The sequence below is a fragment of the Deinococcus aestuarii genome, assembly GCF_018863415.1.
In the GTDB taxonomy this organism is placed as follows: domain Bacteria; phylum Deinococcota; class Deinococci; order Deinococcales; family Deinococcaceae; genus Deinococcus; species Deinococcus aestuarii.
On the sequence record NZ_JAHKSN010000002.1, the window covers coordinates 67,643 to 80,885 of the forward strand.

At 70.7% G+C, this 13,243-nt stretch carries 15 protein-coding genes; 2 read left to right on the top strand and 13 right to left on the bottom strand.

The genetic code is table 11. The annotated features are described in order from the left end of the window. Positions 1-2: 2 nt before the first annotated feature. From IC605_RS03410 to hisB, 12 genes are all read right to left on the bottom strand, one after another. Positions 3-872: a HEAT repeat domain-containing protein gene (locus tag IC605_RS03410; protein ID WP_216319047.1), complete on the bottom strand. Its 870-nt coding sequence runs from the start codon at positions 870-872 to the stop codon at positions 3-5. A 199-nt stretch (positions 873-1,071) separates the two neighbouring features. Continuing rightward, complete coding sequence (gene trpD / locus IC605_RS03415; RefSeq protein WP_246580405.1) at positions 1,072-2,085, bottom strand: anthranilate phosphoribosyltransferase; 1,014 nt, start codon at positions 2,083-2,085, stop codon at positions 1,072-1,074. A 49-nt stretch (positions 2,086-2,134) separates the two neighbouring features. Next, entirely contained in the window at positions 2,135-2,743 is a 609-nt protein-coding gene (locus IC605_RS03420) for an anthranilate synthase component II (RefSeq protein ID WP_216319050.1), read from the bottom strand. Further along, entirely contained in the window at positions 2,740-3,204 is a 465-nt protein-coding gene (locus IC605_RS03425) for a GNAT family N-acetyltransferase (protein ID WP_216319053.1), read from the bottom strand. Before IC605_RS03425 ends, IC605_RS03420 begins: the two co-directional genes overlap by 4 nt. Continuing rightward, complete coding sequence (trpE, locus tag IC605_RS03430) at positions 3,204-4,646, bottom strand: anthranilate synthase component I (RefSeq protein ID WP_216319056.1); 1,443 nt, start codon at positions 4,644-4,646, stop codon at positions 3,204-3,206. The genes IC605_RS03425 and trpE overlap by 1 nt, the downstream gene beginning before the upstream one ends. Before the next feature lie 214 nt (positions 4,647-4,860). Beyond that, positions 4,861-5,505 carry a PepSY-associated TM helix domain-containing protein gene (locus IC605_RS03435; protein WP_343216490.1) on the bottom strand — a complete coding sequence of 215 codons (645 nt, stop codon included), beginning with the start codon at positions 5,503-5,505 and terminating at the stop codon, positions 4,861-4,863. Beyond that, positions 5,483-6,049, bottom strand: a complete 567-nt coding sequence (locus IC605_RS03440) for a DUF2271 domain-containing protein (RefSeq protein ID WP_216319057.1) — start codon at positions 6,047-6,049, stop codon at positions 5,483-5,485. Before IC605_RS03440 ends, IC605_RS03435 begins: the two co-directional genes overlap by 23 nt. 116 nt (positions 6,050-6,165) lie before the next feature. After that, a complete protein-coding gene (locus tag IC605_RS03445; RefSeq protein ID WP_216319061.1) occupies positions 6,166-7,134 on the bottom strand; it encodes an FAD:protein FMN transferase in 969 nt (322 codons plus the stop codon). Positions 7,135-7,174: 40 nt separating this feature from the next. Beyond that, positions 7,175-7,444 (bottom strand): hypothetical protein, encoded by a 270-nt coding sequence (locus tag IC605_RS03450; RefSeq protein ID WP_216319064.1) that lies wholly within the window; start codon positions 7,442-7,444, stop codon positions 7,175-7,177. Continuing rightward, complete coding sequence (locus IC605_RS03455) at positions 7,441-9,483, bottom strand: 1,4-alpha-glucan branching enzyme (protein WP_216319067.1); 2,043 nt, start codon at positions 9,481-9,483, stop codon at positions 7,441-7,443. Before IC605_RS03455 ends, IC605_RS03450 begins: the two co-directional genes overlap by 4 nt. A gap of 310 nt (positions 9,484-9,793) precedes the next feature. Then, positions 9,794-10,423 (bottom strand): imidazole glycerol phosphate synthase subunit HisH, encoded by a 630-nt coding sequence (gene hisH, locus IC605_RS03460; RefSeq protein WP_216319071.1) that lies wholly within the window; start codon positions 10,421-10,423, stop codon positions 9,794-9,796. Next, a complete protein-coding gene (gene hisB / locus IC605_RS03465; RefSeq protein ID WP_216319074.1) occupies positions 10,420-11,007 on the bottom strand; it encodes an imidazoleglycerol-phosphate dehydratase HisB in 588 nt (195 codons plus the stop codon). Before hisB ends, hisH begins: the two co-directional genes overlap by 4 nt. A gap of 170 nt (positions 11,008-11,177) precedes the next feature. Between hisB and ddrA the strand changes: the two genes are divergently transcribed. Together ddrA and IC605_RS03475 are read left to right on the top strand one after the other, a co-directional pair. Next, positions 11,178-11,783, top strand: coding sequence for a single-stranded DNA-binding protein DdrA (gene ddrA / locus IC605_RS03470; protein ID WP_216319078.1), 606 nt, complete (start codon positions 11,178-11,180; stop codon positions 11,781-11,783). 196 nt (positions 11,784-11,979) lie between these two features. Further along, the gene (locus tag IC605_RS03475; protein ID WP_343216491.1) at positions 11,980-12,708 is read left to right on the top strand and encodes an MIP/aquaporin family protein; all 729 of its coding nucleotides are present in this window, start codon (positions 11,980-11,982) and stop codon (positions 12,706-12,708) included. Between the two features lie 12 nt (positions 12,709-12,720). Here the strand turns inward: IC605_RS03475 and IC605_RS03480 are convergent, their stop codons facing one another. Next, positions 12,721-13,242, bottom strand: a complete 522-nt coding sequence (locus tag IC605_RS03480) for an AAA family ATPase (protein WP_216319084.1) — start codon at positions 13,240-13,242, stop codon at positions 12,721-12,723. Position 13,243 lies beyond the last annotated feature (1 nt).

Sequence of the window (13,243 nt, forward strand, 5' to 3'; positions counted from 1 at the left end):
GCTCAGGCGGTGTCGTCTCTGAGGAGGTCACGTCGCCGCAGGACCTCACGGGCCGTGCGCCCGATTGCCGGGTCGTCGCTCAGGGCCAACGTCCGCAGGGTCTCCTCCACCCGCCCGTCCCGGCAGTGACTTTCGAGCAACGGGACGGCGGCGCGGCGGACGCGAATGCTCGGGTCGCTCAACGCCATGTTGATTAAGGTAGGCACAAGGTCTTCACCGGGCTCAAGCGGGCTGAGCTTACAAGCGTCGCAGCTCAGGGAGTGCAGGGCGGCACGGCGGACACGCGGAACGGGATCGTCCAACAGTCGCCGCAGGGGCCCGGCACAGCGTTCGTCCGCGAGGTGGTCAAGGGCGTTCGCGCAGTCGAAACGCACTCTGGGTCGAGGGTGACGCAATCCTTCAAGAAGTCCGTCCACCACGGCCGGGAGTTCGCCTGCGCCGTTCAACTGTTCCCGAACGGCCAGAATGTCACGCAGGGGCATGAGCGCGAAGCGGGCGCCGAGGGCCTGAGCCTCGTGTTGCCGTGACCAGATCAGCAGGGACGCCGCCAATTCGTAAACAACCTGCCGACGGGCCGAGCGGCGTTGGTCGCGGGGGTTGACGGTCGTCGCCGACGGCCCGGCCGCTTCGACATAGGTCTTGAGCCTTGCCCAGTTCGGAAAGCCGTACTCCCGCGCGAGGACGAACTGGGCATCGGCCAGCCTCGCGTGCCGGTCCCAGGGAACGTCCCCGAGCTGGGGCAGTTGCGCGACGACACGTTCTCGGGCACCAGCGTCCCCGGCGAGGAAGGCTTTCAGCAGGGACTTCGCCTGCCCCCTGAGGTGGTCGAGGCTGGGCGAGGCGGGCAGTGGACGGACGGGCAGGTTGCGCATGACGACTCCCTTTCGAGAGGCCCCGAGTCCACAGTGTCGGGCCGAAAGGAAGGTCAGGGTTGTCGGAGGCGGGGCTCGGCAGTGGGCTGGGCCCTTTCCGTGGACGGGAGGCGTCTTTGGCGCGCTGGAACCAGGTTACACGTTCCCCTTCCGGGACCGGATGGGCGAAATGGCGGACACGGTGACGCTCAGCCTGCCCTCAGCCCTCCACACCCCGCCGCGTGTGCGCCGCGTACCGCTCCAGCAACTCCCACGCGGCCCCGCTCGCCATGACCTCACGGGCCTGCTCGACCCCCTCGCGGATGCTGCCCACCCGTTCCGCCGTCCGCAGGGCCGCCCCCACATTCAGCGCCACGATGTCGCGCTGGGCCGGGGTGCCGCCGCCCGTCAGCAGGGCGCGGGTGATCTCGGCGTTCTCGGCGGGGGTGCCACCCACGATGGCCTCGCGGGGGTGCAGGCCGACGCCCGCCTCCTCGGGATGCACGGCGCGGTCGATCACCTCGCCGTCCCGCAGGCCCGTGACGGTGTTCTCGCCGCAGACGGTGAACTCGTCAAGGCCGTTGCCGTGGACGACGGTAGCTCCCTTCGCACCCAGGAGACGCAACACCTCGGCCAGGGTGCGGGTCAGGTCCGGCTTGAAGACTCCTACGACGAGGTGGGTGGCCCCGGCGGGGTTGGAGAGCGGCCCCAGGATGTTGAAGACCGTCCGGGCGGCGAGGTCGGCGCGGACGGGGGCAGCGTGGCGCAGCGCTGGATGGTAGTTGCGCGCGAACATGAAGCCGATGCCTAGGGAGTTGATGCCCTCCGCCACGGCCTCCGGGGAGGCGTCGAGGTTCACGCCAAGGGATTCGAGCACGTCCGCGCTGCCCGCCCGGCTGCTCGCGGCACGGTTGCCGTGCTTGGCGACCGGCACGCCCGCCGCCGCCACCACGAAGGCGGTCGTCGTGGAGATGTTGAAGGTGTGCGCCCCGTCGCCCCCGGTGCCCACCACGTCTAACAGAACGTCACGCGGCTCGACCTCCACCCGCACTGCGTGTTCGCGCATGGCCTGGGCGAAGCCCGCGATCTCCTCCGGCGTCTCGCCCCGCACGCGCAGCGCCGCCAGGGCCGCGGCGAGGCGCACGCCGCTCACGTCCCCGTCCATGACCTGACGCATGAAGGCCGCCGCCTCGGGCTGGGACAGGAGTTCACCGTTCATCAGGCGGGCGTGCATCACGGGGCCACCAGCTTGCAGCGGCCAGCCGCCAGCGAAAAGAGAGGGGTCACGCGGGCTCCTTCTGCGCCCGGTACTCGCGGACCACGTTCAGGAAGTTGTGCAGCATCGTCTTGCCGTCCTCGGTAGCGATGGATTCGGGGTGAAACTGGACGCCGAAGACGGGGTAGTCGCGGTGGCGCAGGGCCATCAGCACCTCCTCGCCGGGGTCGCTCGTCCACGCGACGGGCACGAGTTCGGGCGGCAGGTCGCGCACCACGAGGGAGTGGTAGCGGGTCACGCGCACGTCGTCGCCGATCCCCGCGAAGAGGCCCGAGCCGTCATGCCTGACCGGACTCGTCTTGCCGTGGACAGGTTGCAGCGCCCGCCCCACCCGCGCCCCGAACGCCTCGCCGATGCTCTGGTGGCCCAGGCAGACGCCGAGGGTGGGGAACTCGGGCCCCAGTTCGCGGACGACTTCCACGCTCATCCCCGCTTCGAGCGGTGTGCAGGGACCGGGAGAAACGACGATGGCGTCGGGATTCAACCTCCGCACGTCTTCGAGAGAGAAGTCGTCATTCCGCCACACCGTCAGGTCGCAGCCCAACTCGCCGAGGTACTGGACGAGGTTGTAGGTGAAGGAGTCGTAGTTGTCGATGAGGAGGATTCGCGGAGTCATGCCGTCACCGTCGCTTTCTCTTTTCGCAGGAAGATCAGGGTCACGCCGCCGTGATGCTCGGAGCGGTCGCACACATAGCCCAGGCGCTCGTAGAGCCTGAGGTTAGGGGTGCTGCGCTCGCCCGTGAACAGTTCCAGAGTTTGAACAGGGAGCATGGACTCCATGCTGTGCAGGAGGCGGGTGCCATAGCCCCGGCCCTGCTCGAAGGGGTCCACGATCAGACGCCCGATCTGCCCCACTCCCGCCTCGTCGACAAAGCCCCGCACGGAGGCGATGAGCCGTCCGTCCAGCGTGCCTTTCAGAAGGGTCTGTCTTTCAGCCTCTGCCCGCAACTCCTTCAGAGTCTGTGTCATGGCCGGGAGAGTCGCCTCCGGGTACAGGGCCGCCTCAGACATATAGGCGCGGCGTTGCAGGTCGAGGATGTCCGGCAGGTCTTCCGGCACGGCGGGTTCAACGACCATCACAGCCCCCCCGCCGCCATTTCCACCGCCCGCATCAGCGCCGCCGCCTTGTTCCGCGTCTCCAGTTCCTCGCTCGCCGGGTCGCTGTCCGCCACGATGCCCGCCCCCGCCTGGATGTGGACCTTCCCGTGCGCAATCACCATCGTCCGCAAGGTCAGGGCCATGTCGAGGCTGCCGTCGAAGGCGATGTAACCGAAGGCGCCGCCGTAGGGGCCGCGCCGGACGGGTTCGAGTTCGTCGATAATTTCCATCGCCCGAATCTTGGGGGCGCCGGAGACCGTGCCCATCGGCAGGACGGAGGCGAGGGCGTGCAGGGGCGTCTGGCCCTCCCGCAGCTCGCCCGTCACGGTGGAGACGATGTGCATGACGTGGCTGTAGCGTTCGACCGAAAAGGCGTCCCGCACCCGCACCGTCCCGTAGCCGCTCACCCGCCCGAGGTCGTTGCGGCCCAGGTCCACCAGCATCAGGTGTTCGGCCCGCTCCTTCTCGTCGGCGAGGAGTTCGGCGGCGAGGGCGTCGTCGGTCTCGGGGTCCGAGCCGCGCGGGCGGGTCCCGGCGATGGGACGGGTGATCACGGTATGCCCGTCGCTCCGCAGCAGGCTCTCGGGGCTCGACGCCACCAGCGTCACGTCCCCCAGCGCCAGGTAACCGAGGTAGGGGCTGGGATTGACCCGCCGCAGGGCGCGGTAGAGGGCGAAGGGGTGCGTCTCCAGCTCGGCGCTGAACCGCTGCGAGGGCACGACTTGAAACACGTCCCCGGCGCGGATGTACTCCAGGCTGCGCTCCACGGCGTCCATGTACCCCTGCGGGGTGAAGTTGCTCGTGAAGCGGGGGGCGGGGGTGGGCTCACGTCCGGGTACTTCGTCGGGGAGCGGGCCGCGCAGCCGGGCAGTGAGATTCTCGACCGTCGCGTCCGCCCGCTCCTGGGTGTCGGCGGTGGCGACCGCGATCAACCGGTGCTTGAGGTGGTCGTAGATGACCATGCCCTCGGGCACGATGAAGAGGGCGTCGGGAACGTTCAGCTCGTCGGGGTTGGCGTCGGGGAGGCGTTCGTAGGCGCGGATGAGGTCGTAGGCCGCGTACCCGACCGCGCCGCCCACGAAGGCGGGCAGGCCGGGCGGCAGGGCCACGGGTCGCGTGGTGGCGTGGTACAGGCGGGCGAGGGGGTCAGGTTCAGGCCCGTCGAAGTTCCCGAAGGTGCCCGTCGCCGTCACCCGCCCGGCGCGAGAGGTGAAGCGGCCCGCCTCCCCCACGCCGATGAAGGAGTAGCGGCCCAGTTTCTCGCCCGCCTCCACGCTCTCCAGCAGGAAGCTGACCGCGTGCCCCCGGGCGACCTTGAGGTACGCGGTGACGGGCGTGTCGAGGTCGGCGTTCAGCTCATGGACGGCGACGGCGGCGGGGGGCGTGGGGCGGGGCGCGGGTTGCGGCGTGGGCTGGGTCATGGGGCTCCTGGGCTGGGTCGTTGGGTGCTGTGTCATTGGGTGAAGGGGCAAAAGGAGACGCGCCCGGTGGAAGGGAGTCCACCTGGGCGCGTCCGGTCTGCGGAAGGGAAAAACGGCGCGGCTTATGCCCAGGCGAAGCTGGGCCACCACCACGCGCCGTTCACGGTCATGGGAGGAGCATAGCGCGACCCGGGCCGGGCGCTCAAGCCTCGCCCTAGCGGATGGCGAGCCGGGCGAGCACGAGGACGAGCACCCCCGCCCCGAGCATGGCGGCCAGCGCCTTTACCCGGGTCTTTTTCAGGTAGAGCAGGATGCCCAGCCCAGTCAGCGACACGACTGTCAGGAACACGCCGCTGAGGTCGATCAGCCACGCCCACGCCCCGCCCGCGTCCCGTCCCCGGTGCAGGTCGTTGAGGACCGCGACGGCCCCCTGCGCCTCCACGTTGACCGTGTACTTCCCGGTCCGCGTGTCGATGAAGGCGTCGGCGCTGTACCCCGGAGCCCGGAAGGACAGGCTGGCCTCGTTCCCGTCCACGCGGGTGTCCTCGGCGCGGCCATGCAGGCCCTGCCGCGCCCGCAGCTCCTCGGCGACGGCGAGCCAGTTCACCTCCCCGTCCCGAATCCACCCGGCGGGCAGGGTGCCCGTCACCTCCCGCCGCGTGTCGGCGCTCCCGAAGGCCCAGTCAGGGTGGTTGAGGGTGATGCCCGTGAGGCTGAAAAACAGCACCACGAGCAGGCTGATCATGCTGGTGTAGGTGTGCAGCCAGCGCAGCCAGACGTGCGTCCGGGCTTTCAGGGAGCGGGGGCGGCGGGCTGCCGTGGCGGGAGCGGTGGACTCAGGCTTTGCCGAAAGAGACACTGGCCGCCTCGATGTCGTTGTTCGCCGTCAGGGTCTTCTTGAAGGAGGTGGCCGCCACCGTCACCTTCTCGCGGACCAGGCTGTAGGGGCCGTGTTCGCGGGCGGTCTCGATGCACACGTAGTAGTCGCCCTGGGGGACGAGGGCGCCCCGGTCGGTCTTGCCGTCCCAGGCGACCGCGTACGTGCCGGGGTTGCGGGTGGGGCTGCTCACGGTGTCCAGCAGCTCGCTGTTCTCGCGGTACCAGCGGCGCAGATCGGGAATCCAGCGCGGGCCGCGCCCGGTGGTCTGCGCCCAGACGGTCAGGGTCCGCACCGGGTTGCCCTGGGTGTCCTCGATCCAGACGGCGACGTAGGGGCGTCTCACCCGGCCCCCCGCCTGGGTGGCGACGGTGAAGGTGATGTCGAGGGCCTGACCTGCCACCCATTTCTTCCCGGTGGTCGGGCTCACGGCGGCGGCCCCAGCGGGCAGGGCGCGGGAGGCGAGGAGGGCGGCGGCGCCGAGGGCGAGCCTGCGGAGAACGGAACGGCGGGTGTCCTGGGTCATGGTCGGAGTCTCCGTGAGGGGAAAGCGTCGGGCCTGAGCTTGGCGTCTTTTGGGCGAGGCGAACCGTAGCCGAGGGTGACGTGATCAGGTTGGCTGGGCGTTAAGGCGGCGGGCGGTCAGGGGGGCTGGGCGGACCAGCGGGTGCTCGCGTGCCGCCCCCCGTCCCGCGTGACGATCAAGGCCGCCGCGCCCGGGGTGGCGTCCGCGAGGGCCAGCCCCCCCACGCCGAGCACGCTCAGGGATGTGGCGAGCGCGTCGGCGGTGAGGCCGTCGGGGGCGGTGACGGTCACGCCGGGCACGTCGGTCACGGGCCAGCCGGTGCGCGGGTCGAGGAGGTGCGAGTGCCACCCCTCCCCCACCCGGTAGCCCCGGCGGGTGTCCCCGCTCGTAGCGAGGGCCCCGTCCCGCACGGGAACCCGGCAGAGGGGCGGCAGGTCATCCCGCCCGCTGAAGGGGTCGGCGACGGCGACGGTCAGCCCCCCTCCCCCCAGCGTGCGCAGGTCCCCCCCGGCGTTCACGAGCACGGCGCGCACCCCCGGGCAGGCGAGGGCGGCCTCGGCGGCGCGGTCCACGACGTATCCCTTCGCCAGCGCGTTCAGGCCCAGGGGGTGGTCGGCGTGCAGGGTGGCCGTGCCGTCCGGGTGGAGGGTCCACGGGGGGTCCCACAACCGCCTGGCGAGTTCGGCCAGTTCTCCGTCGTCAGGGACACGCCCCGTCTCCTCGGCCCGTTTCCAGAGGACACCGAAAGCGTCCGCGCCGGGGTGGAACGCGCCCCCGGTCGCCTCCCGCCAGCGGTCCGCCGCGCGCAGGACGTGGAGGAGGTCGGGGCTGAGCGCCACCCGCTCGCCGGGCCGGGTCTGCCAGCGCCGCAGCTCGCTCGCCGGGTCGAAGCGGTTGAGGACGAGGGTCAGGCGGTCGATCTCGTCTAGCGCGGCGCGTTCGGCCTCCTCGGCCCGGGCGCGGGTGTCGGCGACGACCTGCACCTCCAGCTCGGTGCCCAGGACGCGCTCGTAGACGCTTCGCAGGCGGTGGGGTGGGGACAGGCGGCGCAGCAGGTCTGGGAGAACTCGCCGGGCGGACGACACCCCGAAATTCTGCCGCTCGACGTTGAAGGTTTGTCGAAGCTCAGCCGGGCGGCTGGTTGGACGCCGCGTAGAACAGCAGCCCGATCAGGATGAGGTCGAGGGCCCAGCTCGCCGGGCGGCGGAGGGTGGGGTCACGCCGGGCCCGCAGGAACTGCACCCCCAGCCGCGCCACGAGGAGCAGGGCCACGAGGTACGGGCTGGGGAGCGGGCCACCCAACAGCGGCAGGAGCAGCAGCACGGCCACCACCGCCAGCAGCGCGAGGCTGACGGCGGTCAAGGCGTCGGGGCGGGGGCGTTCGGGCGGGGTCAACGCGACTCGCTGTCCCCGGCCCCGCCGTCTCCGGTCGGCGGCGTCACGGGCGGGGCCGTCTCCTTGAGTTCAGGGTCGGCCACGTCCTCCCGGGCCTCGGCCTCTGTCGTCCGCGCCTCGGCCAGGGGCTCGGCGGGCACGGTTGGCCCCGTCTCCCCCGCGTATTCGAGCACGAGCACGCTGGTGGGCGGGAGGTTCAGCCGCAGGTGGCAGGGCTGACCGTGCCACCCCTCGTCCCTGGTCGTCAGGTCGGGCTGCTGGGTGCCGAAGCCGCCGTACTCGCCGTCGTCGGTGGAGAGGAGCACCCGGTACTCGCCCTTCTGGGGCACGCCGATGGGGTACAGGTCGCGGTACACCGGAGTCAGGTTGGCGACGACGAGACTCCAGGCCGTGCCCGTGGGGTCGCGGCGCAGGTAGGCGTACACGCTGTTGTCGGCGTCGTCCCCGCTGACCCACACCTGCCCCTCGGAACCCACGTCGCCCACGTGCCAGTCGGGACGCTCGCGGTAGAGGGCGTTGAGCCGCCGCACGAGGTTCATGACCCCCCGGTGGTCGGGAATGTCGGCGAGGTGCCACGGGAGCCCGCCCTCGAAGCTCCACTCGGTCGGCTGGGCGAATTCCTGCCCCATGAAGAGGAGCTTCTTGCCGGGCGTGCTCCACATCAGGGCCAGGAAGGCGCGGTAGTTCGCGCGCTGGGCGTACCAGTCGCCGGGCATCTTCATGACCATCGACTTCTTCATGTGGACCACCTCGTCGTGGCTGATCGCCAGGACGTAGTTCTCGGTGGCGCGGTACACGTTGAAGAAAGTCAGCGCGTGGTGGTGGTACTTGCGCCAGAGGGGGTCTTCCTCGAAGTAGCGCAGGGTGTCGTTCATCCAGCCCATCGCCCACTTGTAGTCGAAGCCCAGGCCGTGGGGCGTCGGCGTCGTCACGCCGGAGAAGGCGGTGCTCTCCTCCGCGATGGTCACGCTGCCGGGCGCCATGTGATGCGTCACCTCGTTCAGCCGCTTGAGAAAGGCGATGGCCTCCAGATTCTCGCGCCCGCCGTGGATGTTGGGCACCCACTCGGTGCGCGAGAAGTCGAGGTAGAGCATGGAGGCCACCGCGTCCACCCGCAGCCCGTCGATGTGGAAGTCCTGCAACCACTTCAGGGCCGAACCGATCAGAAACATCACGACCTCGTTGCGGCCGTAGTCGAAGATGTAGGTGTTCCAATCGTTGTGGAAGCCCTTGCGGGGGTCGGCGTACTCGTAGAGGGGGCCGCCGTCGAAGTGCGCGAGGCCCACCTCGTCGGTCGGGAAGTGGCCGGGCACCCAGTCGAGGTACACGCCGATGCCTTTCTCGTGGAGGTGGTTGACGAGGTACTTGAAGTCCTCGGGGCTGCCCATCCGGCTCGTCGGGGCGTAGTAGCCGGTGACCTGATAGCCCCACGAGCCGTCGAAGGGGTGTTCCATCACGCCCATCAGCTCGACGTGGGTGTAGCCGAGGTAGGTCACGTACTCCGCGAGGCGGTGGGCGAGGTCGCGGTAGTTGAGGAACCAGCCGTCCTCGCGCCGCGCCCAGGACTCGACGTGGACCTCGTAGACGCTGATAGGGCGGTCGTACCCGGCCCGGCGCCCCCGCATCCAGGTGTCGTCGGACCATTCGAAGGGCTGGTCCCAGACGATGCTGGCGGTGAGGGGCCGGACCTCGAAGAAGGTGCCGTAAGGGTCCAGCTTGTCCACGGTGCGCCCGTCCGCGCCCGTCACCCGGAACTTGTAGCGCTGCCCGTGGCGCGCCGAGGGCACGAACACCCCCCAGAAGCCGAAGTCGAGCCTCTGCATGGCATTGTCGAAGCCGTTCCAGCCGTTGAAGTCTCCCACCACGCTGACGTGCTGGGCGTTCGGCGCCCACACGGCGAAGCGCACGCCCTCCACGCCGCCTTCCGTGACCGGGTGCGCCCCAAGGAGGTGGTCGGGCCGCACCAGATCGGCGGTGGCGAGCTTTTGCAGGTGGCCGTGGTCGAGGGGCAGCACACCCGGCGGAAGCACGTTGGTCATGGGGCGAGTCTACCGGCTGGGGTTGGGAGCCGGACGGGGGAATCCAGACCGGGCGGGGCGGGTGAAAGAAGTACGGAGTCAGGAGCCGAGCAAGTCTTCCCTGGCCTGCTGGAGCATGAGTCTGTAGTCCGGCTTCAAAATCTCTTCAAGAGCCTGTTCGAGTCTCCCCTCAAACAGCCAGACGGCCCTTTGCTTGGCCGAATGAGCGAAGCAGACCCCAGCGTCATCACGACGGGCGGGCCACTCGAAAAGGACGGGGGCCTCTGACCGACCGAGCGTTAACGTCACATCTTCATCCGACATCTGCGCCTCAGCCCTCCAGCACATGACGCCGGAAGCGTTCGAGGATCGCCAGCCCCACCGCCCCGCTCTTTTCCGGGTGGAACTGGGTGGCGTGGACATTGCCCTGGCTGAAGGCCGCCCAGAAGGGCACCCCGTACTCGGTCACGGCCCCCGCGTCCACGTCCACCGTCAGCGGCACGTAGTACGAGTGAACGAAGTAGGCGTAGGCGGGGCAGGCGAGATCACGCAGCAGGGGCGAGTCGCCCACCGGGTCGAGGCTGTTCCAGCCCATCTGCGGGACCTTGCGTTCGGGGACAGGCTCGAACTTGCGGACCGTGCCGGGCACGAGGCCCAGCCCCGGGGTGCCGGGCGCCTCCTCGGAGTCGGTGAGGAGCATCTGCATCCCCACGCAGATGCCCAGGAGGGGCGTGCCCGCGCGGGCGGCGTCCATAACCGGGCCGTGAAACCCGCCCGTGTCGAAGGCCTCCATGACCTGCCGGAAGTGGCCCTGCCCGGGCACGACGAGGGCGGGAGCATGGGGCACGTCGGCGGGCGAGTCGGAGACGCGCACCCGCATCCCCGCGCGCTCCAGGGCCTTGGCGGCGCTGCGGACGTTCCCGGCGCCGTAGTCGAGGAGGAGGACTTCGGGAGCGCTCACAGGACTCCCTTCGTGCTGGCGAGGTCGGAGGAGGTCACCTGCACCGCGTCCCGCAGCGCCCGGGCGAACGCCTTCACAATCGCCTCGATGACGTGGTGCGCCTCACGCCCGGCGAGGAGGCGGACGTGCAGGGTCACCCCGGCGTGGTTGCAAAGCCCCCGCAGGAATTCGCGCAGGTGGTAGTGGGTCATGCCGCCCGCGTCCCCCCACACGTCCAGCCGCTCCGGCTCGAAGGCGAGGTGTGCCCGCCCCGAGAGGTCGAGGACCACGTGGGCGAGCGTCTCGTCCATCGGCACGAAGGCGCTGCCGTAGCGCTCGATGCCCCGGCGGTCGCCGAGCGCCTGCGTCAGCGCCTGCCCCAGCGTGATCCCCACGTCCTCGATCAGGTGGTGCGGCTCAATGTGGAGGTCCCCCCGCGCCCGCACGCTCAGACCGACGCGGGCATGGCGCGCGAGGGCGTCCAGCATGTGGTCGAGAAAGCCGTGCCCGGTCGCGGGCGGCTCGGAGGCGGCGGAGTCGAGGTCGAGCGTGACGGTCACGTCGGTCTCGCTGGTGGCGCGGTGAACGGTCGCGGTGCGGGTCATGCGGGGCATGGTACGGCGTGGCGGGGGAACCCATCGTGCGGCGTTCTAGGACGGGCGATCTTCGCCCTGGACCGTGGTCCAGCCTCCGCCGCCTCACTTCATCCAAAGCCCGGCTTCACGCCCCGCGATTACGCCTTGACCGTAATTGTGTTCTGTTATAGACTAAATCCATGAAGTTGAGCGATGTTCAGAAACGACTCCAGGCTCCGTTTCCCGCTCACCTGGTGGGCTGGAAGCCCCAGTCCTTCACCAAGGATCGCGGCCGCGCGCTGCTGCTCGCCTACGTGGACGCCCGCGCCGTGCAGGACCGCCTGGACGCCATCTGCCCCGATGCGTGGTCCTTCGAGATCGAGGTGATCCCGGGCACCACCTCGCCTACCGTCAAGGGTCGCCTGACCGTGCTCGGCGTGACCCGCGAGGACATCGGCGAGGCGGGCGAGGGCGAGTACGGCACGCTGAAGGCCGCCTCCTCGGACGCGCTGAAGCGCTGCGCGGTGCAGTTCGGGATCGGGCGCTACCTGTACGACCTGCCCAAGCAGTGGGTGGACTGGAACGACGGGCGGCGCGAGCCTGCCGCCACGCCCGAGCTGCCCGAGTGGGCGCGGCCCGACCACGAGCGCAGCCCCGGCGGCGCCCACATCGTGCAGGCGATGGAGCAGCTCAAGTACGAGCTGCCCGAGGACCTCGAACTCCAGCGCGAGGTGTACAAGCACCTCAAGGCCGCGCTGGGCAGCATCCACCCCACCTCGCAGGGTGGGCAGGGACGGGCCGCGTGAACCCGCTGAGCCCCGCCCGCACCCTCGCCGTGATGGCCGCCGTCCTCGCCGTCACATTGATCGGCGGCGCGCTCGCCCGCCTGTTCTGACCTCTGCTCGACGTAACCCCCGCCCCCACCCGGGCGGGTTTTTTGTGCCCCGGAGGGTTCGCGGTTGGTGAAGGTTCTCCCGTCGGGGCGGTGTCATGCTGCCGTCCGTGACGGGCGCGAAGGAACGTGAGGGGCAGGAGGCGTGGACGGTCCGCCACGTCGGGCGGGCGCTCGTCGCGGAGGCGTTCGGGACGTTCCTGCTCACCCTCGCGGGGGTGGGCGCGCTGCTGCTGGCGCGGCTGGGCCTCCTGCCCGAGACGGTGGCCGCCGCCGTGGTGCCCGGGCTGGTGGTGCTCACGGTGATCTACGCGTTCGGCGACGTGTCGGGGGCGCACATCAACCCGGCGGTGACGCTGGCCTTCGCGCTGCGGGGGGCGTTCCCGTGGCGGCTGGTGGGGCCGTACTGGGCCGCCCAGCTCGCCGCCTCGGTCCTGGCGGGCGGGCTGGTCCTGACCTTCGCGCACATCCCGCCGCCGACCGAGCGCGTCCCGGCGGTGGGGGCGCTGCTCCTCGACGCGGGGTGCAGCGCCGTGCTGGTGGCCGTGATCCTGGCAACCGCCCACCGCAGCGGGGGGCTCAAGCCCGCCCTCGGCCTCGCGGTGGGGGGAGCGGTCACCCTCGACCACCTCGTGTCGGCGGGTGTCTCGGCGGTGGCGATGAACCCGGCCCGCGTCTTCGGCCCGGCGCTCGTGTCGGGGAGGCTGGCGGAAGCCTGGCCGCACCTGCTCGGCCCGCTCCTCGGGTGCGCGGCGGCGCTGCTCCTGACCTGGGCGACGCGCGGCCCCCTCAACCCGGACGAGCAGGAGGCCGCCGAGGGCGTGGGCGGCGCGGGCTGAGGCCTCATCCGTTCACTCCCCCGAGCCGAAGTGCCGCAAGATGGCCTCCACGGTCCCGGCGACGGTCAGGACCGAGGAGTCCAGCCACAGGCCCAGGCGCGGCGTCTCCTCGCGCAGCGCGCGGTCGAGGTCCCCGGGGGTGAAGGCGCCGTACCCGCGCTTGTGCCGTCCGGCCTCGCGGGCGGCCACAACGTCCGGCGACGGGCACAGCACGACCAGGCGCAGGGGCACGGCGGCGTACAGGGCGGTCACGTCCCCCAGCACGGGGCCGAGGATCACGTCCTGCACGACCGGCGTGAAGCCTGACGCGTGATAGCCAAGAGCAGTCTGAGCGGCGAGGCGGTAGCGCAGGCGGAGCTGGGCCCACGCCTCCTCGCCTGCGTCCGGGGTCATGTCCACCCGGCCCGAGACGATCATGCGGCGGAAGAGGTCGCCGCGCACATGCACGCTGCGGGGCAGCCGCTCCGCGAGCGCCTGCGCCACCGTGGACTTGCCCGAGGCCATCATCCCGGTGATGAGGGAGACGGGAGGCACG